Genomic DNA, 24,189 nt, shown 5'->3' with positions numbered 1-24,189 from the left:
TGTAAATTTGTTACTATGGAAGCATTAATTATACAGCCACGAGATAAAAAGCAGTTATCTGCAATTAAAGCGATTCTTAAAGCTTTGGATGTTACCTTTAAAAAAGTAGAACAAGATGAGACATCTTATCTTAGTCAATCAATTGCCAATAAGAGAGCACTTGATGAAAGCATTAAACAAGCCGAAAATGGGCAAACAGTAAAAATAGCTGTTGCTGATTTATGGAAATAGAATTTACGTTTGATGCTCAGAAGCAACTTGAGGAATGGAAAAAATCAGGTAATAAGCAGGTTCAGAAGAAAATCTCTGAATTAATCGCATCAATATTAGATACACCCTTTACCGGAATAGGGAAACCTGAAGCTTTAAAATACAATTGGACAGGTTTTTGGTCTAGGCGGATTAATGATGAACATCGAATTGTTTATCAGGTGCTAGAAGATAAAATCATTATTGTTCAACTAAAGTACCATTATTAGTACGAAAGTCTACATTACTATTGTACTCCTTTAACAGTTTTTTAGAATCAATGTAGTTTAAATATCAAATTACCACTTTATTTATCTCATCTAATCTACTATAATCCATTACCGTTTTGCCTTCTTCATTATGGTAATGCATAATTTCAAATTTAGCGTTCCATTCTATATCTTCATCCTGGTAGCTGGTTCTGGTGTGAATGGTTTGTGCAAACGTATCATCGAAAGCCTTTACAATCACAAAAATTTCTACTTCCGCTATCTTGAGTTCCTCTAAAGTTTTTTCAAATAATGGGCTATCTGAATTGATTGCATGAACAAGTGTCCAGTTGAGGGACAAGATGCTGATGTTGTTTCTTTCTAATTCCAAGGGATAAAAACTACGTTTAAGTTTTCCCTCAATGGTTTCATTAAACGTGACGATCATTTGTGCTTCAATATCAATCAAGGCATTCTTCCTTAAGTTTACCAATCTGCACATCAATCCACTGCCATTGTGATAGGGGGCAATAACCATTTTTTTGCTGAAAGAAACTTTAGAAGTAGGTCTGCTGAAACGGCCATATAATAAACCTGTTGCCAATGCAAAAGCGAGTAAACCCAGCATGCTTTCAAAAGCGGCCAGTACACTGGTGATAAATCCTTGTGGCGAAATATGCCCGTAACCCACCGTTGAAATGGTTTGGGCAGAGAAAAAGAAAGCATCAAAAAATTGATCCCTTAAAGTAATGCCTTTTGCGCCATTCAGATTCTCAATTCCAATGACATTATAGGCAACCGCAAAGAGGGTATTTACAATGAGATAGGCGATCAGGATCACCAGAAAGAACCGGGGCCAGCTCATGGTTACCAGGCGGGTATAAGTATCATCAAACTTGAACCATGGCAAGCCAGTCCGCTCGATGTTTGGTGTTCCATCTGTATTTAATACCCTTTGGTTTTTGATCACGGGAGCGGAGCCAAAACCCAGATCATCATTAAACTGTACTCTTCTCTTAAAAAAAGACATATATTTTTAGAAAGATTTTGGAATTATAAAAAAGTATATCAATATTTGTTCTATACAAACATGATAATTAAAAACTTAAATAACAATTGGTGGTGGCATAACGAAATTCGTTAGGCAAATTCTATTGTTATATATTTTAAAATATTTTATACACAACGAAGAGGATTGCCCAAAAAGCAATCCTTTTTTTATGCGATTTTTTTAAAAGACCGTCATGCTGATCGGATAGCTATCGGATTTAGTTCAGCATCTATGTAAAAAATTTCTGAATCAAGTACAGAATGACGGTAAGAGGGATATAAAAACATGAAAAGAATATTAAACCATTTATTTGAAAATAAAAGTTTCAGCAGGGAAGAATCAAAGAATATCCTCATTTCTATTTCCCAGGGTGAATTTAATTCTTCGCAGATTGCTGCCTTCATTACGGCCTATGCCATGCGCAACATCACGGTAGATGAATTGCAAGGTTTCCGTGATGCCATGTTGGATTTAGGCATTAAAGTGGATTTTTCAAATTACGAACTGATTGATCTCTGCGGAACGGGGGGTGATGGCAAAGATACCTTCAATATTTCTACGCTATCATCATTTGTGGTAGCAGGGGCGGGACATCATGTAGCTAAACATGGCAACTATGGTGTGTCTTCGGGTTGTGGTTCTTCAAATGTAATGGAGTATCTGGGTTATTCATTTACCAATGATCAGGATGTTTTAAAACGCAATTTGGATACAGCTGGTATTTGTTTTTTACATGCGCCTTTGTTTAATCCGGCAATGAAGATTGTAGCGCCCATTCGTAAAGATTTAGGCATTAAAACGTTCTTCAATATGTTGGGGCCAATGGTTAATCCATCTCAACCTAAATACCAAATGGTAGGGGTTTTTAGTTTGGAACTGGCCCGTTTGTACAATTATTTATATCAGGATACGACCAAAAATTACACTATCGTTCATGCGCTGGAAGGTTATGATGAAATTTCACTCACATGCGATGTGAAAACATTTAATAACAAGGGGGAAAGCATTTTAACTTTAAACGATATGGGTTTTGAAAAGCTTTCTGTTGATGATATCAAAGGTGGTGATACTGTAGCGTCTTCAGCCAAAATATTTATGGATGTACTTCATGGTGAGGCGACTGATGCGCAGAGCAATGTTGTGCTTTGCAATGCTGCTTTGGCAATTAAAACCATAAAACCAACGAGCAGTTTTGCTGATTGCTTTTATGAAGCAGAAGAATCCTTAACCAGTAAAAAAGCACTTGAAAGTTTTAAAAAGCTTGTAGACTGATGGATCAATTGAAACTAAAAATTTGCGGAATGAAATTCGCTGCGAATATTGCTGCGGTAGCAAGTCTGCAACCGGACTATTTGGGTTTTATTTTTTACGATCAATCACCACGTTTTATTAGTGATGTTTCGGCAGAACTGATTAAATATATTCCATCAGAAATTAAAACCGTTGGCGTTTTTGTAGATGAGGATTTGGAGGTTGTGAAGAAAAAAGTAAATCTATATCAACTTAAAGCTGTTCAGTTACATGGAAAGGAATCAATAGAATATTGTAAGGCGTTAAAGCTATTTGCAAAAGATGTAGAAATGATCAAGGCTTTTGGTTTGGATGAAGATTTTGATTTTGCGGTGTTAAATGATTATCAGGATGTAGTTGATTATTTTCTGTTTGATACCAAGACTAAATCGCATGGTGGTTCTGGCAAAACTTTCGACTGGAAGATTCTGGAAAGTTATAAGTTGAATAAACCTTTCTTCCTGAGTGGTGGAATTGATTTGGAACATGCGGCTGCAATTGCTAAAATAAATGATACTCGTTTATATGCGCTTGACATTAACAGTAGGTTTGAAGTTGAGCCTGGTGTTAAGGATCTAGAGAAGGTTAAAGCGTTTATCACAGGAATAAATAATTAACTGTCATACTGAGGCACGAAGTATCTGCAAGCGATGAAATACTGCTGCTAATATTAAACAGATTCTTCGTTCCTCAGAATGACAAAATCGATTATTTGTCATTTCGACTGAAGGATAGGGTAAAATATAGCTTAAAGCTAAGGTTCAATTACAAAGATTTCTCCACCTTGGTCGAAATGACGATTTGTAAAGATTAAACATAGACCATGACTTCAGTCATGGGAAATAAGAGTTGGTTTTAACCAGCGGATTAGATAAAAAAGATATGAAATACAAAGTAAACGAAAAAGGATATTATGGAGATTTCGGAGGTGCATATATCCCCGAAATGCTTTATCCGAACGTAGAAGAATTGCGTCAGAATTATTTAAAGATTATTGATGATGCTGATTTTCAGAAAGAATTTCATCAGTTAATGAAAGATTATGTTGGTCGCCCTTCACCATTATATTTAGCCAATAGATTATCTGAAAGATATGGTGCCAATATTTTCCTGAAAAGAGAGGATTTAAACCATACCGGAGCCCATAAAATTAACAATACCATTGGTCAGATTTTGTTGGCAGAAAAGCTTGGTAAAAAAAGAATCATTGCCGAAACTGGTGCTGGTCAGCATGGTGTAGCTACGGCTACCGTTTGTGCACTACGTAATTTAGAGTGCGTAATTTACATGGGTGAAGTGGATATTGAACGCCAGGCGCCAAACGTTGCCCGGATGAAAATGTTAGGTGCGAAGGTGGTTCCGGCAAGTTCTGGAAGTAAAACTTTAAAAGATGCAACTAACGAAGCTATGCGTGATTGGATCAACAATCCGGTTGACACACATTACATCATCGGTTCGGTAGTTGGGCCACATCCATATCCTGATATGGTGGCGATCTTCCAATCCATTATTTCAGAAGAAACTAAAAAGCAACTGATTGCACAAACCGGAAATGATCAACCCGATTATGTGCTGGCTTGTGTAGGTGGCGGAAGTAACGCCATGGGTATGTTTTATCATTTTATGGATGATGAAAACGTAAAATTAATTGCTGTTGAGGCTGCGGGGAAAGGTGTTTCAAGCGGGCTTTCTGCAGCGACAACTTATCTGGGCAAAGAAGGGGTTTTACATGGTAGCCGTAGTATTCTGATGCAAACCGAAGATGGACAAGTAGTAGAGCCACATTCGGTTTCTGCAGGACTCGATTATCCCGGTATTGGTCCGCAACATGCGCATTTATTTAAAACCGGACGTGGAAAATATGTTTCGATTACCGATGAAGAGAGTTTAGATGCAGGGCTATTGCTTACCCAACTGGAAGGAATTATTCCTGCGATTGAAAGTGCACATGCCTTGGCTTATTTAGAGAAAATGGAATTTAAAGGCGGCGAAAATGTGGTGATTTGCTTATCGGGTAGGGGAGATAAAGATTTAGATACTTATATTAAATATTTTAATTTATAAAAGCACATCGTCATTGCGAGGTACGAAGCAATCTGCTTAAATCCTCAAATCAGATTGCTTCGTACCTCGCAATGACGGAAAGGTTAAAAAAATGAACAGAATCAAACAAATCTTCGAATTGAAGAAAAACATATTATCGATTTATTTTACTGCTGGCTATCCAAACACCGATGATACCATTCGCATTGCTGAGGCTTTAGAAAAATCAGGTGCAGATATGCTGGAGATTGGCTTCCCATATTCAGATCCTGTAGCTGATGGACCCGTAATTCAGGCGAGTAGCAAAAAATCCCTGGATCAGGGCATGACACTGAAACTGCTTTTTGAACAATTAAAAGACTTGCGTAAAAATGTAACTATTCCTGTGTTGCTGATGGGCTACGTGAATCCGGTTTTACAGTTTGGTGTAGAAAATTTCTGTAAAGCCTGCGCAGAAGTGGGTGTTGATGGCTGTATTGTGCCTGATTTGCCCATGGTTGAATATGAGGAATTTTATAAAGGTTGCTTTGAAGAGCACAATTTGAGTAATGTGTTTTTAATTACTCCACAAACTGCTGAAGAGCGAATCCATAAAATTGATGGTTTAACCAACGGATTCATTTACCTGCTTTCATCGTCGGCAACAACGGGTAAAAACCTGGAGGTTGGTGATACTACTGAATCTTATTTTGGTAGAATTAAAGCGATGAATCTAAAAAATCCAACGATGATTGGTTTCGGAATCAGTGATAAACAAACTTTTGATAAAGCATGTGCTTATGCAAATGGTGCGATTATCGGAACTGCATTTGTTAAGGCAATTGAAGAAGGAAACTTGGAAGAGAGCGTGAGTGGTTTTATGAAAAAATTTAAAGATTAATTTTAACATATAAGGCATATAAGAACATTACAGCTCAAGAGCTTATATGTAACTTATATGCCTTGTCTAATAATTTTTCCCTCATGAATGAAAAATTATAAGAAATGCAGCTAATTATGTTGCATTTTAAATGCTAATATTTTTTTACCATATAAGGAATGTAAGAACATTGAAGCCAAGGAGCTTATATGTAACTTATATGCCTTATATAGTAATTTTCTCTAGTGGATAAAAATTTAGATGGAAGCATAGCTAATTTTATGGTGAAGTTTAAGTGCAAGTATTTTGACCATATAAGGCATGTAAGAACATTGAAGCCAAGGAGCTTATATTTAACTTATATGCCTTACATGGTAATTTTCCTTAGTGGACGAAAATTTAGATGGAAGCGTAGCTAATTTTATGATTCAGTTTAAGTACTAGTATTTTTTAACCATATAAGGAATGTAAGAACATTGTAGCCAAGAAGCTTATATGCAACTTATATGCCTTACATGTTAGTTCTTTCATGAGTTCGTTATGGCACCCTGTCAGTAGTTTTTATGTAAAGACACATCATTAATATATGTTTTTCCATAAAAATAGTTTAATTCAAAATGTTCGTTTAAAAGCTTTAAATCTCTATTTTTCGATCTAAAATTAAAAATAAATGTTTATGACAAATTAATGATTGTGAATTCTGGAATTGATTCTACATTTGCTTAACAGTGTTAGATTATTTATCACATCACATTCCAAATCATGGGAAGTAAGGAAAGAATTTTACGACTAAAAGATGAAACCAGAACAAAAATTCTGGATGCAGCCTTGAACATTGTTCAAACAGAAGGCTGGCAGTCTTTAAGTATGCGTAAAATTGCTGATCAAATTGAGTATACTGCACCCATTATTTACGAATACTTTTCTAATAAAGACGGTATACTTCTCGAATTAACCAGAAGGGGTTACCTGATTTTAGCCAAAGATATTCGTGAAGCCAGAGACAAACATGAATCAGCTGCCGATAAAATGGAAGCCATGTGGGTTGCTTACTGGAACTTTGCTTTTGCGCATAAGGAATTTTATCAATTGATGTATGGTGTGGATATGGTCTGCTGTACGGTTAAGAAATCTATGTCTGAGGCCGAGCATGTTTCTAATATGTTAGGTGACGTGATTGAATCCTTATTTAAGAAGAAACCAGTTTCTGAAAATGATATCTGCATGAAGTATTATACCTATTGGTCAATTATACACGGTTTAATTTCCATTAATCTGGTTCGGCCGAATGGAAGAACAACTGATGAACTTAACCAGCAAATTTTAAAGGATGCCATTAAAGGTATCACGTTATCAATTAATAGTTAATTTTTTTTTTACCCAATAATCTAACGCTGTTAGATTATTTATACACGCTAAATTCACCATAATTTTTACTCATATGAATGCTATCCATCGCTTGTTTATTTTACTTAACAGTGTTAAATCATTTAATCAAGTTAAGTCCATGTTAATTATTTCTACATTGTCTTTCATTTTAATAAGTTGTAAGTCTTCACCAAGCCAAACTGCAGCTGCGCCACCGCCGCCGGTACTGCCAGTTAGCCAGGTTAGTGAAAGTACTCAAACCACTTATATTGATTATCCTGCAGCCATTCAAGGTGCAGTAGATATTGATATTCGTCCACAGGTGAGCGGCTACCTGCAAAGTGTTTTGGTAAACGAAGGTGCCTATGTTACTGCCGGACAAACACTTTTCAAAATTAATGATCGTCCTTACCGTGAAGCTTTGAACAATGCAAAAGCAAGTTTGCATGCTGCCCAAGCGGCCATATTAAATGCCCAGTTGGAAGTGGATAAACTAACACCATTGGTTCAAAATAAAGTGGTTTCTGATTTCCAGTTAAAGACTGCGAAAACGGCTTATAAAATTGCTCAGGCCAATGCCGAGCAAGCACAGGCCAGTGTAGCATCTGCACAGATTAACCTGGGTTACACCAATGTAAAGGCAACTGTAAGTGGTTACATCGGCCGGATTCCAAAAAAACAAGGGAGTTTGGTATCTCCAACTGACCAAGATGCTTTGACGCAGTTATCCGATATTCACGAAGTGCATGTTTATTTTGCTTTAGCTGAAAACGATTTCAACAGCTTTAATGCCAATTATGCGGGTAAAACGCCCGCTGAAAGAATCAGTCATCTTCCTGCTGTTGAACTTCTTTTATCAGATAATACAACTTATCCGGTTAAAGGAAAAATTGACATGATTGATGGTCAGTTTGATAAAAATACTGGTGCCATTACTTTGAGGGCTAGTTTCAAAAATGCGAATGGAGTTTTAAGATCAGGTAATACGGGAAAGATTCGTTTGGGCTTACAGCATCCTGATGCAATTCTGATCCCGCAGGTAGCAACCATAGAAATGCAGGATAAAGTATTTGTTTTCACCGTAAACCAAGGAAATAAGGTAAGCAAAATGCCTATTACTGTGATTGGAAAAAGCGGCAGTAATTATCTGATTAAAGATGGAGTTAAATCCGGTGATCAGATTGTATTAAGTGGTCTCGACCGTTTGCAGGAGGGACAAGTAATTACTCCTGACAAGGCATCAAACAAAGCTGCTCAATTATAGCTGAAAGATTAAAGCACATTGTGTAGTAATGAAAAAAATAAAATAAGAAATAATGTTTAAAATATTTATACAAAGGCCTGTACTGGCAACTGTAATCTCCATTTTATTGGTAATACTGGGGATACTTGGCCTGACTAAATTGCCCTTACAACAGTTTCCTGATATTGCACCTCCATCTGTTTTGGTTACGGCGGTTTATCCGGGGGCAAATGCTGAAACCGTTTTACGTTCGGTTGCACCATCTTTAGAAGAATCAATCAATGGGGTAGAAAACATGACTTACATGAGTTCTACAGCCAGTAATGACGGTTCATTAGCGATCACTGTTTTCTTTAAATTGGGTACCAATGCTGATCAGGCTGCGGTTAACGTGCAGAATCGTGTGGCGCAGGCTACCAGTCAGTTACCTGCCGAAGTTGTTCAGCAAGGTGTTATCACAGCTAAGCAACAGAATAGTTTCATCATGGCCATTGGCTTGTACACTGAGGATGAATCAAAATACGATCAAACTTTTGTGGCCAATTATGCGCAAATCAATATTATTCCTGAGATAAAGAGGATCCCGGGTGTAGGTTCGGCTGCAATTTTTGGTGGATCAAAAGATTATTCTATGCGTGTTTGGTTAAATCCTTCACAAATGTCTACTTATCAGGTTACTCCTAATGAGGTGATGAAAGCCATTCAGGATAAGAGTTTAGAAGCTGCCCCTGGAAAATTCGGAGAGAAAAGCAAAGAAGTTTTTGAATATGTAATTAAGTACAAAGGGAAGTTAACCAAACCAGAAGAGTATGAAAATATTGCTATACGCGCCAATGCCGATGGTTCTATTCTGCATCTGAAAGATGTGGCAAGGGTAGAATTGGGTGCTTATTCTTATAATAGTATTACACGATTGAATGGTAAAAAAGGAATTGTAATTGGTATCATCCAATTGGCTGGTTCAAACTCAAATGATATTCAGGTGGCGATTAATAAGCTGATGGAAAAATCAGAGAAAAGCTTTCCTGCCGGGATTAAAAAGAATATTTTCTATAGTACTAAGGTTGCGCTTGATCAATCTATTGAGCAGGTAGAGCATACTTTAGTGGAAGCTTTCATTCTGGTTTTTATTGTGGTGTTTATCTTCCTGCAGGATTTTCGATCGACGTTAATTCCAGCGATTGCTGTTCCGGTGGCTATTTTGGGTACATTTTTCTTCATGCAGTTATTTGGGTTTTCCATTAACTTATTAACGCTTTTCGCTTTGATTCTGGCCATTGGCATTGTGGTGGATGATGCGATTGTGGTGGTAGAGGCGGTGCATGCTAAAATGGAGCATAAGCATTTACCGCCGAAGGTGGCTACACACGAAGCCATGCATGAAATTACGGGTGCAATTATCTCTATTACCTTAGTGATGGCTGCAGTGTTCCTTCCGGTTGGTTTTATGGAGGGTTCTACGGGTGTTTTTTACCGTCAGTTTGCCTTTACCATGGCCATTGCGATTGTGATTTCAGCGGTTAATGCGTTGACATTAAGCCCGGCTCTGGCTGCATTGTTCTTAAAGGATAATCATTCCGCACATAGCGAAAAGACTGAAGTTAAACCGAATTTTAAGCAAAGATTCTTTAATGGATTTAACCACAGTTTTAATGCTTTAACCAATCGCTATGTAGGTGGCCTTAAGTTTTTGGTACGCCATAAATGGTTGAGTTTAGGTGGTTTGGCGTTGATTACACTGGTGACTGTTTTTATGGTGAAAAGTACACCTTCGGGTTTCATCCCGACAGAAGATCAGGGCTTTATTGCCATTGCGGTAAATACACCATCAGGCACTTCATTAGATGGTACCCAGAAAGTAATGACGGAAGCAGAAAATATTTTAAGCAAATTGGATGCTTCAAGAGATGTAACTGCTGTATCGGGTTTCAACCTGCTCACCAACTCAACCAGTCCATCTTCGGCAGTAGTTTTTGTATTATTAAAACCGAATGAAGAACGTGGTCAGGTAAAAAATATTGAGGAGATCATGAATCAGGTGCGTGGAAAATTGGGTGCCATTTCTGGTGGTAGTTTTTTCGTGTTCAGTTTTCCTACCGTTCCGGGCTTTAGTAACGTGGAAGCTTTGGATATGGTGTTGCAAGATAAAACAGGTGGGAAGCTGGATAAATTTAGTGGCATCTCTCAACAGTTTATCGGTGAGCTCATGAAACGTCCTGAAATAGCCGTTGCATTTACCAGTTTCAAAGCTGATTATCCGCAACTGCAATTGGACATTAATGATGAAAAAGCTGACCAGTTAGGTGTGAATGTGAAAGACATTTTGCAAACGATGCAGACTTATTTCGGTAGTGCGCAGGCATCAGATTTTAACCGCTTCGGGAAATATTACCGCGTGGTTGTTCAGGCTGATGTACAAGACCGGGCAGATCCATCTGCTATAGACAGGGTGTTTGTGAAGAGTAACCGTGGCGAAATGGTACCGATAAATACATTGGTTAAACTCACCCGTATTTATGGTTCTGAAACAGCATCAAGATATAATCTGTTTAACTCCATCTCTATTAATGCAATTCCAAAACCAGGTTTTAGTTCGGGTGATGCTATTAAAGCAATTGAAGAAGTGGCTGAAAAGCACTTGCCAGCAGGTTATAGCTATGAATTTTCCGGCCAAACCAGAGAAGAGATTTCTTCTGGTGGACAATCTACCGTGATCTTTTTATTGTGTCTGATCTTTATTTACTTCTTATTATCTGCTCAATACGAAAGCTATATTTTGCCTTTAGCGGTAATTTTATCTATCCCTGCCGGAATATTTGGGGTATTTGTTGCAATAGGTTTAACTGGAATTGTAAATAATATTTATGTTCAGGTGGCCTTGATCATGCTCATTGGACTGTTGGCAAAAAATGCGATCCTTATTGTGGAATTTGCTGTTCAGCGACGACGAGCAGGTGAACCATTAATCGCTGCCGCATTAGAGGCTGCAAAATCAAGATTACGTCCGATTATTATGACTTCTCTTGCTTTCATCGTTGGTTTAATACCTATGATGGGGGCCACTGGTCCATCGGCGCAGGGTAACCATTCGATTAGTATTGGTGCCGCAGGCGGAATGGTTTCGGGGGTAATTCTGGGCTTGTTCATCATCCCGGTACTCTTCGTGATTTTCCAGGCTTTACAAGAAAAAATTTCAAAATCAAATGAGGTTGTTCATCATGAAGAACCTGTAAAAAATGTAGTTTATGAAACGGTTTAATATATTTATCATCCTGCTCCTTGCTATGATCTGGAGCGGATGTTCAGTTTCTCAAAATCTGGCTTTACCAGAAAGTCTGGCTCCTGGAATGTTTAGAAATTCAATGCCAAAAGATTCTTCAAGCATTGGCGACTTACCGCTAAAGAGCTTTATCAATGACCTTACGGTGCAAAATTTAATTGATACAGCACTGGTTAGAAATTATGATATGCAGATTGCCTTGAAGAACATCGATGCTGCTGAAGTATTGTTCAAACAATCTAAGTTAGGTTATCTTCCAGAATTGAAGTTGCAGGTTACGGGCAGTTCGAGTCGCCCTTCTGATAACAGTTTGAACGGCTTAAGTTTAAATCAATTTACCGGAACTACCCATATCGAAGATTACAATGCGAATCTGGGTGTGTTTTGGGAAGCAGATATCTGGGGTAAAATCCGCAATCAAAAAGCTGGCGCTTTAGCCAGTTTTTTGCAAACCGGAGAGGCTAGAAAAGCGATTCAAACCCGTTTGGTCGCCAATGTAGCACAGGGTTATTACAATTTGCTAATGCTGGATGCACAATTGGATATTGCAAGAAAAAATCTGATGCTGAATGATAGTACTTTAAGGATTATCAACTTACAGTTTGATGCGGGCCAGGTAACTTCATTGGCCATACAACAGGCTGAAGCGCAGCAATTAAATGCGGCTCAACTCATCCCTCGTTTGGAGCAGAACGTAGCCCTACAGGAAAATGCCTTGAGTGTGTTGATTGGAACTTTGCCTAAGTCGATTGTCCGCTTAAGCCGATTAGATCAAATGACCATTCCAAAAGATTTAAATGCTGGTTTCCCTTCTGCGTTATTAAGTAGAAGGCCGGATATTAAATCTGCAGAGTTAGCTTTAAACGTAGCTAACGCCAGAGTAGGTGTGGCCAAAGCAAGTCTGTATCCTTCATTGGTGATTACGGCAAGTGGCGGAATCAACTCCTTTAAAGCAAGTAACTGGTTTAGTATGCCGGCATCATTGTTCGGTATGGTTTCAGGTGGAATTACGCAGCCGATTTTTCAACGCGGTCAGCTTAAATCCAATTTAGAACTGGCTAAAATTGACCGGGAGAAAACGGTGATTCAGTTTCGTCAGTCGGTAATTAATGCAGTGGGTGAGGTTTCTGATGAACTCACTAAGTTTGAGAAACTAAGAACTCAATATAGCATTGCTGAAAAGAGGGCACAGACTTTACAACAGGCTTCCAGAAACGCGAGTTTATTATTTAAAAGTGGTATGGCAAATTATTTAGAGGTGATAACTGCCCAAGGGAATTTATTGCAAAGTGAACTGGAATTAACGACCATTAAAACCGAACAGCTGAATGCGGTTGTAGGTTTATATCGTTCGTTAGGTGGTGGCTGGAATTAAATGCTATTAATTAAACGTATAAGGTCTTTAGGACCTTATACGTTTGCATATCCCTATGTTTGCTTCAAAATCGCCATTGGCATAATCCATGTGTGTGTTATCTTCTCTTCCCACCTTTGCTGTCATCCTGAGGCACGAAGGATCTCTGCGTTTTAATCTACTGACTTCATTCCACACAGAATCTACTATGCCCGATAGCAGTGTGCCAATCAGTTGGTGCGAAGAATGGCTTTTCTCTTTCCCTTTCAGGGGAAAGGTGCCGACAAGCGGATAGGGGTTAGTTCAATGATTCCTCCACTGCGGTAGGAATAACGAGGTTTTTCGAATCGAACCACCCCGCCCGATGGGCACCCCTCCTTAAAAAAAGGAGGGGAGTTGGATTCTACGATAGGGGTCTATGGCTTCTTACTAATATTCACCCTGATGTTCACTTCAAAATCGCCATTGGTATAACCGCTGATTGCAGAGGTTGCGGTGTTGTAATAGGCCATGAAATACAAGGAAGATTTGTAATTCATTCCAAAACCTATGGTGGCATTTTGTGTATTGTGGTACATGGCCATCACATATAGTTTATCATTGGCGAAATTGGCATTTACACCAGCATCCCAAAGGTTATCATAATTTTTAATGCCTCTGAAAACTGCCTTAGGCTCCAGACTAATGGCGTTGATGCCACTGCCGAAGTTAAATTTATAACTAACAGCTGAGTAAAATGTTGGCTTGTTCGCGAAATTCAAATCATCATTTCTGAAAACGGAACGCATATTGGGCAAAGCGCCCTCTACGGTAAGTCCGTTTGAAAGATAAGAAACACCAAAATCGCCATCTAAATAATAACCACGATCATTAAAACGGGCTATTGAAGGGTCATTAATATCGCTGTTCTGCACACTACTTAAATCTAGTTTATCCTGACTGGCACCGAATGAAATCCCGAAATTTAATTGTTGGTTATCGCTGCTTAAGGGTAAATGATAAGCGAAGGTTCCAACGGCTTTGGTGCGTTGCATACCGCCCGATTTTTCATTATAAATATTAACGCCCCAGCCAACTTTATTCACTTGTTGATCTAAAGTTACGCTTTGCGTGATGGGTGCACCAGGAATATTAGACCATTGCTTACGGAAGCTGGCATTGATATTAAAACCTTCATTAACACCCGCCATTGATGGATTAACGAGGTATTTATTCTGAAAATATTGCGCATTTAAAGGGAGGATTTGCGCCTCTGCTGTTTTAGAAAATATGATGCCCGCGGCAAATAGAAACGTTACGCGACTTATTTGCTTTATGTTTTTTGTAATTGCTTTCATGTCTGTAATTAGTCTCTGATGATATTGATATAACCTTTAAATGTTCGGATGCCTGTTCCTAAATCAATGATATAGTAATAGGTTCCTTCAGCAAGCGGACTTCCGTTTACCGTTCCATCCCAATCATTAGCGTAGGCTTGTTTGGTATATAAAATCCGACCGGCTTTATCAAAAATTTTCAGGGTGTTTTTTGGATAGTAATCAATGTTTTTAACAATGAACCGATCGTTATAGCCATCGCCATTTGGCGTAACTACCGTGCTGGCCTCTAATTTATAGTCATCTACCACATTGATGGAAATACTTTGATCGCTTGTGCAGCCGCTGGCATTGGTTACTGTTACTTTATAGTTTCCACTTTGTTTTGGCCTGATGGTGGCAGTAGCTGATGATTGCCCGCTGATGATGTCAGCTCCCGTCCAGCTATATTGTGAACCGCCGGTTGCTGTTAAAACTATGGATTCACCTTTTGAAACGGATACATTGCTGCTGCTGATGTTAATTACAGGAAGTGGATTTATCGTTACCGTTGCAGTTCCACTTTGTGTTTGTGTTGCAAAGGCATCTGTCACACTAATTAAACGATAAACAAATGTGCCTGTAATATTTGTAGGTGCACTTAAAGTAACGGTTGTTCCATTGGTAGTAATTGTTCTATTGCTGCCTCCATTTATAGCATAAGTAAAGGTATATGGAGCGGTACCAGCTGAACCTGTAAAAGTAATTACGGGCGAGTTGGTGAAATTACATACTGAAGAGTTTCCGGTAATGGTTGCTAAAGGTAATGGACGAACTGTTACAGTTGCAGAACCGGTTTGTGCTTGCCCACAATTGGCATCAGCAACATTAACTAAATTATAAACAAAGTTACCAACGGATGTTGTTGGTGCAACAATGGTTGCCACATTTCCTGTTGAGGTGATGGTGTTATTGTTGCCGCCGTTAATGTTGTAGGTGAAAGTATAAGGGGCAGTTCCGTTTGCACCGGTAAAAGTAATGGTTGGTGCAGTGCCATTTTGTGGAATAGCAGTAGATCCGGAAACACTTGCTGTTGCCAATGTTCTAATGGTTATTGTTGCTGTTCCGCTTTGGTTTTGTGCTGCATTTACATCAGAAACGCTTAATAAATTGTAATTGAAACTACCTGCTACATTTGTTGGTGCAACAAGGGTTGCAGTAGTATTTGTAGCAGTAGTGGTAATGGTTTGGCTGGTTCCTCCATTTATATTATAGGTAAAAACATATGGCCCGGTACCGTTTCCACCAGTAAAGGTTACCGTAGGTGCAGCACCATTTAAGCACAGTGCCGTTGTTCCTGAAATGGTTGCAACAGGAATTGGGTTGACTGTTACACTGGTAGAAATATTTTGCGGTTGGGTACTGTAGGCATCGGTAATACTGGTTACGGTATAAGTAAAGGTGCCCACTGTATTGGTAGGTGCTGTAATGGTTACCGTATTGGTGTTTGATGTTGCCGTTTGAGCTGTTCCGCCATTGATGTTGTAGGTAAAAGTAAATGGAGCTGTGCCTGCCGATGCGGTAAATGTGATTACCGGAGCTGTAGCATTAAGGGGAACCGAAACATTTGAACTTACAGCAGCAACTGGTTTAGCATAAATACGCAGGTTGGCGGTTTGATAATCAATGGCATAATTTGCGTTCAATGCCAATGTGCCTTGGGTAATGGCATAATCGCCTGCTGTTTCTCCAGGGTTTCTACTTAAGGCACCTGTGAAAATATCTGTTCCGATTAATGCTGGAGTAGATGTGTAGGTAAAAGCTGGATCTACAGTGGCCTCTACCTTGGTTTTTGCATCAGCAGTTACGGTAATTTTTTTAGGTGCAATGGTTAAAACTTGTTGTTTTGCCACGGCGGGATTGAAAAATGTATCGCCTGCCTGGTTCGCGGTGATGGTAACGGTACCTGCTTTTACAATATGGATATCGTTATTGCTAATGGTTGCAATGTTGGTATCGCTACTGGTATAGGTAATATTAATGTTGGTATTATCGCTTGTTGCACCAATCGGGAAATCAGGATCGCCATAGGTAACTGTTTTTGCAGCTGCAAGGGTGATGGTTTGGTCAGACTTGACGGTTGCATCATCTCTGCTGTACCAAATAGGAGAAGTAATGATCCGGCTTCCGTCTGCTTCTACAAGATCAGCATAGTAATAGCCTGTTGCCAGATTTGCCAGCGCATTATCTGTATAAGTTAAATTGGTGGTGGTGCTTGTGGTTAATTCGACTGGATTTACACCGCTGCCTGGGGTTCCGTAGAAGATTTTAATACTCGTTACCGGGCTGGTTGTAATCGAGTTTAACTCAATAAGTGGTGCGCCAGCTGTTTTGAATACACTGCCAACGGGTTGTTTATTTATAGTAAAGACGATTTTTGCCGCAGAATCCTGCGAAGCATAAAAGCGCATTTTCTTAATCGCATCTAACAAATCATTTTCGGTAAGGGCAGGGGCAAGTACCACTAACCTGGCCTTGGTGTGCCTGCCGAAGGTTAAATTATGGTTATCATGATCGATACTGGCACCCAGGTGATAACCCCTGGCGAGCATTCTGTTATAGTAACTCAGGTAACTCATAGAGCTGGCCGGGTCTGAATAGGTAATGTTGGTTGAAAATGCTGGTCCACTTTCTAAAGCGGCACCTACAATTGCACTGTCTGCACTTAAATCATACGTCGCAGAAATATTGTTATAATCGGTTGTATTAGGGTGTGCCAATGTTGCCACAGCATTTAATCCATGTCTGTTGATGATCCTGAATAATCCAGCAGGGCCGGTATACACACTTTTTGGTACGTAAATCTGATTTTCTCCCGGTTCCCAGCCAATCAATGAGTCAATTCCGTAAACAATCACGTGACCGCCACCACTAATTACGCCCCACTCCATACCGTGCATGGCCACGAAGGTAGATGTAGTGGCTTTCTTAGCAGCATCTATTCCAGGCTGCCAGCTTGCTAACGACATTCCGGCCTGTGTGTGGTTATGCTCCGATATGCCCAGGAAATCTAAATTCATAGAGTTCTTGGCAAATGCATAATCATCTTCAGGCTTTTTGGTTAGATCATCCTTATTTCCGTCAGAATAGCTACTGTGACTATGTAAATTTCCATAATAGAAATTGAGCTTATTTACATCTAAAATTCCGGTTTTAAGATTACCCAAAAGCGGTTGAGTGCTCAGGTATAATGGTCCGCCACTACAAGCACTGTTAATGGAATAGATGAAGAAATAGTAATTGGTATTTTGCGACAAACCATTTCTGATGAAAGTTCCGCCGGTTCCTCTTTTAACCACGATGCCTCCGCCCAATGGATCGCCAATGTTATAGGTCGTTTGATCTACCGGAGAAGTTGTTAAAGTAGGGGTGGTACTCATCACCACCAGGTATTCATCTGCACCGCTGGCTGCTGTAAATGCGCCCTGAATAAAATTATAGTTGGATGAAGTGATGGTAAAATTGGTTGGTTGGGCTACCGGAGTTGCACAGGGCAGCAAGGCTTTGGTAGCCTGGCTTGCGCTTAAAATATCAGTGGTTAAATATTTAGGGCCTCCTGTACAAGAGATGTTATTTAATGGAACAATGAAATAGGTATAGTTCGTTGCATCAGTTAATCCATTATCTGTAAATACGTTAGTCACGATTCTGTTAGCGATAACGCCGCCACCAAATGAGGTACCCACATTATAAACGGTTCCATCAACTGGCAAAGCAGTTAAAGTATTGTTCAGGCTTCTGATGATCAGATATTCGTTTGCATCGGTTGATTTAGTGAAACCTGCCGAAATGCTATTGGTGGTTACACTGTTAAAAGTTAATGCTGTAGCTGGGGTTGATGGCGCTGCGCAAACGGGTAAGTTTGGCGGGAAATGAACACCTAAACGATTTGCATCATCATCATCAATGGCATTTTGAACCAAGGCCATCGTGGTTCTAGTCCAGTCATCATCAATATAGGTCGGGCTTGGTGCCGTAACATTCAAACTTCTTACATAAGAAACATCCTTCGCATTTACCCCTTGCCCAAAAGCATCAATGATATTATTATTGGCATCGAGCAAAGCCACACCGTCGTTTCCATTAAAGTTAATTACGGCATTGCTATTTAATACTGCACTCGCAGTGGTTAGATACGGAATTTCGGTATTGCTATTTCCGGTGTTACCCAACAATACTGATCCACGTGCGGGAATGGTGAAGTTTAAATTTACGATTTGTGATGGTGCACCGGTGATATTGATGTTTCCGGCATCACCAGAAATATTATATAATGCCAGTTTTAATTGTGGTGAAGATGTATTAATAGGGGCATTGCTCAGGTTGGTTAATTCTATCCATTTATTTACAGATGTTCCCTCATAATACTGGCTGATGATAACGGGAGCACTTACCAAAGGTGGGTTGTTTGTAATTCCATCTGCAGTAGTTACAACTGTTTGTAAGTTTCCGGCGGCATCTTGTGCGACTACATAAAAGGTATAAGCTGTTCCGGCTGTTAAGCCAGTTACAGTTACCGAAGCATCTGTATTAGCCGTGTTGGCGAATGAACCTGACTTGAATGCTGCCGTTCCTGATGCATCTACACCAGCTTTTACCTGTGCCGGAGTTGGGGCATTTGCACCTGTAGGGAGTAAAATATAATAGCTGGTTCCAGCTTCGTTGATATTATTGGTTAAGGTCAGTTCTGTTAAAGTTGGATTACTGGTTTTTGGATAAGCACTGGTGGTAACTGGTGGAGAAACATCTCCCACTACACCTGTGCCGGATAAAGCAATATTTACAGTTGCTGCACCTGTGCTAGTAAGGGCAATATTGCCTGATGATGCACCCACTACCGTTGGGCTAAACCTGACATATACTGTTGGTGTTGCAGATATTTCTGCTGGTGTAAATGCAATTGAAGTAGAAAAAACGCTATTATCTTTCGATACTGAAAATGGCGTAGCGGTAGTTATATTGGTATTTGCAGTGGTGTTGGTTCCTTTTGCTGTAAAGCTTTGAGTACCAGAGTTTGTAGCGATGCTTTGGTTTCCGAAGGATAAACTTGTTGTTGATGCAGTTAAGGTAGGGGTTGATACGCCTCCACCCGATGTGAAGGACAAATTAAAATTATCAATACCTGTGGAAGGGCGGTTTCCTGCTCCGGTGGTTGCGGTTATGGTAACAATCCTGATCCAGACCGTATTCGAAATATTATCTAAGGCTGTTCCAAAATCAACATTTACCGTATTATTCGTGAAGGAAGTATTTCCTGTAGTTAATGTCCCGGTAGTGGTTGCTGGAGTAAATGCAGTGGGTGCCGCTCCAATTCCATAATCTACCCGCCAGGTGGCTTGCCTTGGTGATCCAGCATCTAAAGATTGTAAGTTAAAGCTTAGTTTTAAGCCAGTTTTGCCAGTGGTGTTGGCCAGTTGAAAAACAAAAGCCCCGTTAGGATCTCCTACACCTCCGGTTTGCCTTAAACCTAAAGCCCGATCTGTAGCTGAACCCTGAACAGTAGTTGTAGCGGTTGATCCGGCTGTTGCCGATGCAAAATTTTTGAATGCACCAGTTACATTGTTCCAGGCAGTAGCTGCTGTTGTAAGGTTTGCAGATGTTCCTAATGCAGTGGCTGTTGCATTTGTTCTCACGGTGAAACCAGCTGGAAGTGCGGTGCCAATTCCGTCAAAATTTTCGAGATAGGGCGAAGTGTTGAGTGTTACCTGAGCGAATAATCTGCCCGCAATCAGGAACAAGAGGGATAAAAGTAGAATTTTTTTCATACAGTTTTACAGGGATGATAAAGGCCTCCTTCTTGCAGACAAGAAAAGATGAAGCGATAATGGAATCTTTAGTCAGTATTTTAACTTACACGCTTAAAACTTACCGATTAATAGGTTAAGGATAATTGTTGGATCATATCCATAGCAAGATAATTCCACTAAAGGGTGTATCATTTTGCCTGAATAAATGGGAAATTGAATCGCACAGCGAAACAATTTAGCTGGAAAAGCAGCCTATTGAAGTAGATTTTTTTGCATATGGGATGTTTAGGACGTAAAAATAGGGTTCAAATATTAATTCAATATTGAGGGGATGTTAAATTAGTTGTGTTCGGTTATCAATGATAGTTAGCCATTGATGATTTAAATGTAGTTAATTATCAGAATATTAACTGCGATGTTAATAAATTTTTAGTAATGAGTTAATTGATAAATGATTGAATTATAGAATGATTGAATTATTGAATGAAAGAATGGGTGGATTATAAAGTTATTGAATGTGTAAATGGGCTAGGTGCTTAAAGAAAATCTTCAATATTGCCTTTTCCTTCACGGATTACTTCAAATTCGCCATTTGTACAATCCACTACAGTTGAAGCTTCATTATCTCCGAAGCCTCCGTCAATTACCAGATCCACCAGGTTTTCATATTTTTCATGAATTAATTCGGGGTCAGTAGAATATTCAATTACATCATCATCATCTTTAATGGAAGTAGATAGGATAGGATTACCCAATTCCTGTACAATAGCACGTGCAATGTTATTATCCGGAACACGGATACCTACTGTTTTTTTGTTGGAGCTAAGTAGCTTTGGTACATTATTATTTGCATTGAAAATAAATGTAAATGGCCCCGGTAATGCTTTCTTTAATACCCTGAATGCGGTATTGTCAATAGGTTTGATATAATCGGAAATATGCTTTAAATCATGACAGATAAAAGAAAAATTTGCTTTTTCAGGTTTGATTCCCCTCAAGCGGGCAATCTTTTCAATGGCTTTAGGATTGGTAATATCACAACCTAAACCATAAATGGTATCGGTAGGGTAAATAATCAAACCACCTTTCTTTAATACTTCAACCACCTGCTGGATGGCTTTTTCATTTGGGTTTTCTGGATAGATTTTAATAAGCATAGCGTAAAAATAACAATTTAATGGTGTCTGTTGTTTAATAATCATAATCTTTGTATGAACAAAACATACGCTAATCTATCATTATGAGAAAAGCTTTCGTGGCAATTGCCGCATTTTTAATTGCCCTAACCATTATGATGGGCTTATACCACCCATTTTTATGGTGGACATTCCTTTTCACAGGTCCTTTTGTAATCCTTGGTGTTTACGATTTATATCAACCTAAGCACAGTATTGTTAGAAACTATCCTGTTTTCGGTAGGTTAAGGTATTTCATGGAGGAATTAAGACCAAAAGTTTACCAGTATTTTGTAGAAAGCGATACGAATGGTACGCCTTATAACAGGTTAAATCGTTCTTTAATTTATCAGCGTGCTAAAACAGATAATGATACCATTCCCTTTGGAACACAATTAAATGTATACGAAAATGGTTATGAATGGTTAAGTCATAGTATTGCAGCCATTTCTCATCATGAATTAAATTTAGATCCACGGGTGCAAATTGGCGGTCCGGGTTGTAAGAAACCTTATTCTGCCAGTATATATAACATTTCAGCTATGAGTTTTGGCTCTTTAAGTCAGAATGCTATTTTAGCCTTAAATGGCGGTGCGAAGATGGGGAACTTTGCCCATAATACAGGTGAAGGTGGCATCAGTGATTATCACCGTAGGCCAGGGGGTGATTTAATCTGGCAAATAGGAACTGGTTATTTTGGTTGCCGTAATGATGACGGAACTTTTAATTATGATGCTTATGCTGAGCGAGCGCATTCAGATCAGGTTAAAATGATCGAAATTAAACTTTCTCAGGGAGCGAAACCTGGTCACGGTGGAATGTTGCCTGCAAAAAAGGTAACGGCTGAAGTGGCACGCATTCGTTTAGTGCCCGAAGGCAAAGATGTATTGTCGCCACCAGCGCATTCTGCTTTTAATACACCAATTGGGTTACTGGAGTTTGTGCAGAAGCTGAGAGATTTATCTGGCGGAAAGCCAGTGGGTTTCAAGCTATGTATTGGTCGTAAAAGTGAATTTTATGCCATTTGCAAAGCGATGATTGAAACGGGTATTTATCCTGATTTTATTACGGTTGATGGGGGAGAAGGTGGAACAGGTGCAGCACCTCAGGAGTTTTCTAACTCTGTGGGTATGCCATTGCGTGAAGGTGTTGCCTTTGTATATGATGTGCTAAATGGTTTTGATCTTAAAAAACACATTAAAATCATTGCATCAGGTAAGGTGGCGACAGGTTTTGATTTGGTTAAAAACATTGCTTTAGGTGCGGATTTATGTAATGCAGCCCGCGGGATGATGTTTGCCTTAGGTTGTATTCAGGCATTGGAATGTAACAGTAATACTTGCCCTACAGGTGTAGCCACACAAGATCAGAGCCTGATGAAGGGCTTGGTTGTAGAGGATAAAACAGTTCGTGTGAAAAACTTTCATAACCTTACTGTTGCGAGTGCGGTTGAATTGTTGGGCGCTGCAGGTTTACGTGAGCCCCACCAGTTAAGCAGGGCTTATATCAATCGAAGGGTAAGCTCAAGTGTAATGCAAAGTTACCTGGAAAGTTTTCCTTATATCCCTGCAGGAAGTTTATTACAAACCCCATACCCAACTCGTTTCGAACTGGGAATGGCGCTTAGCACTTCACAAAGTTTTGCACCAACAGATTATAAGGTTTCGGCAGTGGATTATGCACATGCAAATCCTTACAATGATACCATGCATGATGATGGAAGGTAGTTATTTCGGTTGGTGAGACACCAACCGATAGATTGAATGATACCATGCATGATGACGGAAGATAGTTATTTCAGTTGGTGAGACACCCAACCGATAGGTTAAAGTTCAAAGATTTCTCGGCTATGCTCGAAATGACGACGAATATTCTTTCTACTGGTTGGTGTCTCACCAACCAGATGTAATAGATGGAGTCTGGGAACGACGAAATAATCTAATTCGCTAAATAGATTGCTTCGACGGCTGAAAAAGCCTTTCTCGCAATGACGAGTGTGTTAGTTTGGCGTACCATCTTTTCTACTGGTTGGTGTCTCACCAACCAGTAGGTTGAAAGTTTCGGCAGCGGATTATGCACATGCAAATCCTTACAATGATACCATGCATGATGATGGAAGGTAATTATTTCGGTTGGTGAGACACCAACCGATAGGTTGAATGATACCATGCATGATGACGGAAGATAGTTATTTCGGTTGGTGAGACACCCAACCGATAGGTTAAAGTTCAAAGATTTCTCGGCTATGCTCGAAATGACGACGAATATTCTTTCTACTGGTTGGTGTCTCACCAACCAGATGTAATAGATGGAATCTGGGAATGACGAAATAATCTAATTCGCTAAATAGATTGCTTCGACGGCTGAAAAAGCCTTTCTCGCAATGACGAGTGTGTTAGTTTGGAGTACCATCTTTTCTACTGGTTGGTGTCTCACCAAGCAGTTGGTTGAAAGTTTCGGCAGTGGATTATGCACATGCAAATCCTTACAATGATACCATGCATGATGATGGAAGGTAATTATTTCGGTTGGTGAGACACCAACCGATAGATTGAATGATACCATGCATGATGACGGAATATAGTTATTTCGGTTGGTGAGACACCCAACCAATAGGTTGAAGTTCAAAGATTTCTCGGCTATGCTCGAAATGACGACGAATATTCCTTTCTACTGGTTGGTGTCTCACCAACCAGATGTAATAGATGGTGTCGGGGAACGACGAAATAATCTAATTCGCTAAATAGATTGCTTCGTCGGCTGAAAAAGCCTTTCTCGCAATGACGAGTGTGTTAGTTTGGCGTACTGGCCTTCTGTACTATGAACGTGAATTCGAGATATTTTTCTTCATGTTAATACCTAGAAATAACACATCATAGGCTGCCAACCAACTTAATCATCAAGTAAGTAGTTTTTTCTGTAAATTGCGTGGAAAGGATAAAAAAAAGAGTTCAAGCCTTTAAAAG

General features: G+C 39.4%; 15 protein-coding genes. 11 read left to right on the top strand and 4 right to left on the bottom strand.

The features are described from left to right. Positions 1–15 precede the first annotated feature (15 nt). Positions 16–231 (top strand): DUF2683 family protein, encoded by a 216-nt coding sequence (locus tag EV200_RS18195; protein WP_132535217.1) that lies wholly within the window; start codon positions 16–18, stop codon positions 229–231. Then, positions 222–479, top strand: a complete 258-nt coding sequence (locus tag EV200_RS18190) for a Txe/YoeB family addiction module toxin (RefSeq protein WP_132535215.1) — start codon at positions 222–224, stop codon at positions 477–479. The genes EV200_RS18195 and EV200_RS18190 overlap by 10 nt, the downstream gene beginning before the upstream one ends. A 64-nt stretch (positions 480–543) precedes the next feature. On the opposite strand, the gene EV200_RS18185 is transcribed toward EV200_RS18190, so the two are convergent. After that, positions 544–1,488, bottom strand: coding sequence for an ion channel (locus EV200_RS18185; protein ID WP_132535213.1), 945 nt, complete (start codon positions 1,486–1,488; stop codon positions 544–546). Between the two features lie 306 nt (positions 1,489–1,794). On the opposite strand from EV200_RS18185, the gene trpD reads away from it, so the two are divergent. The 8 genes from trpD to EV200_RS18145 all read left to right on the top strand — a co-directional run bounded on the left by trpD (position 1,795) and on the right by EV200_RS18145 (position 12,967). Beyond that, positions 1,795–2,781 carry an anthranilate phosphoribosyltransferase gene (gene trpD / locus EV200_RS18180; RefSeq protein ID WP_132535211.1) on the top strand — a complete coding sequence of 329 codons (987 nt, stop codon included), beginning with the start codon at positions 1,795–1,797 and terminating at the stop codon, positions 2,779–2,781. Between the two features lie 29 nt (positions 2,782–2,810). Next, entirely contained in the window at positions 2,811–3,416 is a 606-nt protein-coding gene (locus tag EV200_RS18175) for a phosphoribosylanthranilate isomerase (RefSeq protein WP_229676692.1), read from the top strand. Positions 3,417–3,681: 265 nt separating this feature from the next. After that, positions 3,682–4,863, top strand: coding sequence for a tryptophan synthase subunit beta (gene trpB / locus EV200_RS18170; RefSeq protein ID WP_132535207.1), 1,182 nt, complete (start codon positions 3,682–3,684; stop codon positions 4,861–4,863). A gap of 91 nt (positions 4,864–4,954) precedes the next feature. Beyond that, positions 4,955–5,722, top strand: coding sequence for a tryptophan synthase subunit alpha (gene trpA / locus EV200_RS18165; protein WP_132535205.1), 768 nt, complete (start codon positions 4,955–4,957; stop codon positions 5,720–5,722). A gap of 741 nt (positions 5,723–6,463) precedes the next feature. Next, the gene (locus tag EV200_RS18160; RefSeq protein ID WP_132535203.1) at positions 6,464–7,069 is read left to right on the top strand and encodes a TetR/AcrR family transcriptional regulator; all 606 of its coding nucleotides are present in this window, start codon (positions 6,464–6,466) and stop codon (positions 7,067–7,069) included. Between the two features lie 73 nt (positions 7,070–7,142). Continuing rightward, positions 7,143–8,333: an efflux RND transporter periplasmic adaptor subunit gene (locus EV200_RS18155; protein WP_132535201.1), complete on the top strand. Its 1,191-nt coding sequence runs from the start codon at positions 7,143–7,145 to the stop codon at positions 8,331–8,333. Positions 8,334–8,385: 52 nt separating this feature from the next. Continuing rightward, positions 8,386–11,571 carry an efflux RND transporter permease subunit gene (locus tag EV200_RS18150; RefSeq protein ID WP_132535199.1) on the top strand — a complete coding sequence of 1,062 codons (3,186 nt, stop codon included), beginning with the start codon at positions 8,386–8,388 and terminating at the stop codon, positions 11,569–11,571. After that, positions 11,558–12,967 carry a TolC family protein gene (locus tag EV200_RS18145; RefSeq protein ID WP_132535197.1) on the top strand — a complete coding sequence of 470 codons (1,410 nt, stop codon included), beginning with the start codon at positions 11,558–11,560 and terminating at the stop codon, positions 12,965–12,967. Before EV200_RS18150 ends, EV200_RS18145 begins: the two co-directional genes overlap by 14 nt. A 395-nt stretch (positions 12,968–13,362) precedes the next feature. Here the strand turns inward: EV200_RS18145 and EV200_RS18140 are convergent, their stop codons facing one another. From EV200_RS18140 to EV200_RS18130, 3 genes are all read right to left on the bottom strand, one after another. After that, complete coding sequence (locus EV200_RS18140; protein ID WP_132535195.1) at positions 13,363–14,283, bottom strand: PorP/SprF family type IX secretion system membrane protein; 921 nt, start codon at positions 14,281–14,283, stop codon at positions 13,363–13,365. 8 nt (positions 14,284–14,291) lie between these two features. Beyond that, positions 14,292–20,066, bottom strand: a complete 5,775-nt coding sequence (locus EV200_RS18135) for a T9SS type B sorting domain-containing protein (RefSeq protein ID WP_132535193.1) — start codon at positions 20,064–20,066, stop codon at positions 14,292–14,294. A gap of 518 nt (positions 20,067–20,584) precedes the next feature. After that, entirely contained in the window at positions 20,585–21,205 is a 621-nt protein-coding gene (locus tag EV200_RS18130) for an L-threonylcarbamoyladenylate synthase (protein WP_132535191.1), read from the bottom strand. Between the two features lie 83 nt (positions 21,206–21,288). Between EV200_RS18130 and EV200_RS18125 the strand changes: the two genes are divergently transcribed. Further along, the gene (locus EV200_RS18125; RefSeq protein WP_132535189.1) at positions 21,289–22,950 is read left to right on the top strand and encodes an FMN-binding glutamate synthase family protein; all 1,662 of its coding nucleotides are present in this window, start codon (positions 21,289–21,291) and stop codon (positions 22,948–22,950) included. Positions 22,951–24,189 lie beyond the last annotated feature (1,239 nt).

Origin of the sequence: Pedobacter psychrotolerans, from assembly GCF_004340665.1 — a bacterium.
In the GTDB taxonomy this organism is placed as follows: Bacteria; Bacteroidota; Bacteroidia; order Sphingobacteriales; family Sphingobacteriaceae; genus Pedobacter; species Pedobacter psychrotolerans.
Note: the sequence above shows the minus strand (reverse complement) of the source record. Positions and strands in the feature narration are given on the sequence as shown.

What these genes read in the sequence shown, in the direction of transcription:
- EV200_RS18195 (WP_132535217.1), top strand. Translation starts at nt 16, where the DNA reads ATGGAAGCATTAATTATACAGCCACGAGATAAAAAGCAGTTATCTGCA.
- EV200_RS18190 (WP_132535215.1), top strand. Translation starts at nt 222, where the DNA reads ATGGAAATAGAATTTACGTTTGATGCTCAGAAGCAACTTGAGGAATGG.
- EV200_RS18185 (WP_132535213.1), bottom strand. Translation starts at nt 1,488, where the DNA reads ATGTCTTTTTTTAAGAGAAGAGTACAGTTTAATGATGATCTGGGTTTT.
- trpD (WP_132535211.1), top strand. Translation starts at nt 1,795, where the DNA reads ATGAAAAGAATATTAAACCATTTATTTGAAAATAAAAGTTTCAGCAGG.
- EV200_RS18175 (WP_229676692.1), top strand. Translation starts at nt 2,811, where the DNA reads ATGAAATTCGCTGCGAATATTGCTGCGGTAGCAAGTCTGCAACCGGAC.
- trpB (WP_132535207.1), top strand. Translation starts at nt 3,682, where the DNA reads ATGAAATACAAAGTAAACGAAAAAGGATATTATGGAGATTTCGGAGGT.
- trpA (WP_132535205.1), top strand. Translation starts at nt 4,955, where the DNA reads ATGAACAGAATCAAACAAATCTTCGAATTGAAGAAAAACATATTATCG.
- EV200_RS18160 (WP_132535203.1), top strand. Translation starts at nt 6,464, where the DNA reads ATGGGAAGTAAGGAAAGAATTTTACGACTAAAAGATGAAACCAGAACA.
- EV200_RS18155 (WP_132535201.1), top strand. Translation starts at nt 7,143, where the DNA reads ATGAATGCTATCCATCGCTTGTTTATTTTACTTAACAGTGTTAAATCA.
- EV200_RS18150 (WP_132535199.1), top strand. Translation starts at nt 8,386, where the DNA reads ATGTTTAAAATATTTATACAAAGGCCTGTACTGGCAACTGTAATCTCC.
- EV200_RS18145 (WP_132535197.1), top strand. Translation starts at nt 11,558, where the DNA reads ATGAAACGGTTTAATATATTTATCATCCTGCTCCTTGCTATGATCTGG.
- EV200_RS18140 (WP_132535195.1), bottom strand. Translation starts at nt 14,283, where the DNA reads ATGAAAGCAATTACAAAAAACATAAAGCAAATAAGTCGCGTAACGTTT.
- EV200_RS18135 (WP_132535193.1), bottom strand. Translation starts at nt 20,066, where the DNA reads ATGAAAAAAATTCTACTTTTATCCCTCTTGTTCCTGATTGCGGGCAGA.
- EV200_RS18130 (WP_132535191.1), bottom strand. Translation starts at nt 21,205, where the DNA reads ATGCTTATTAAAATCTATCCAGAAAACCCAAATGAAAAAGCCATCCAG.
- EV200_RS18125 (WP_132535189.1), top strand. Translation starts at nt 21,289, where the DNA reads ATGAGAAAAGCTTTCGTGGCAATTGCCGCATTTTTAATTGCCCTAACC.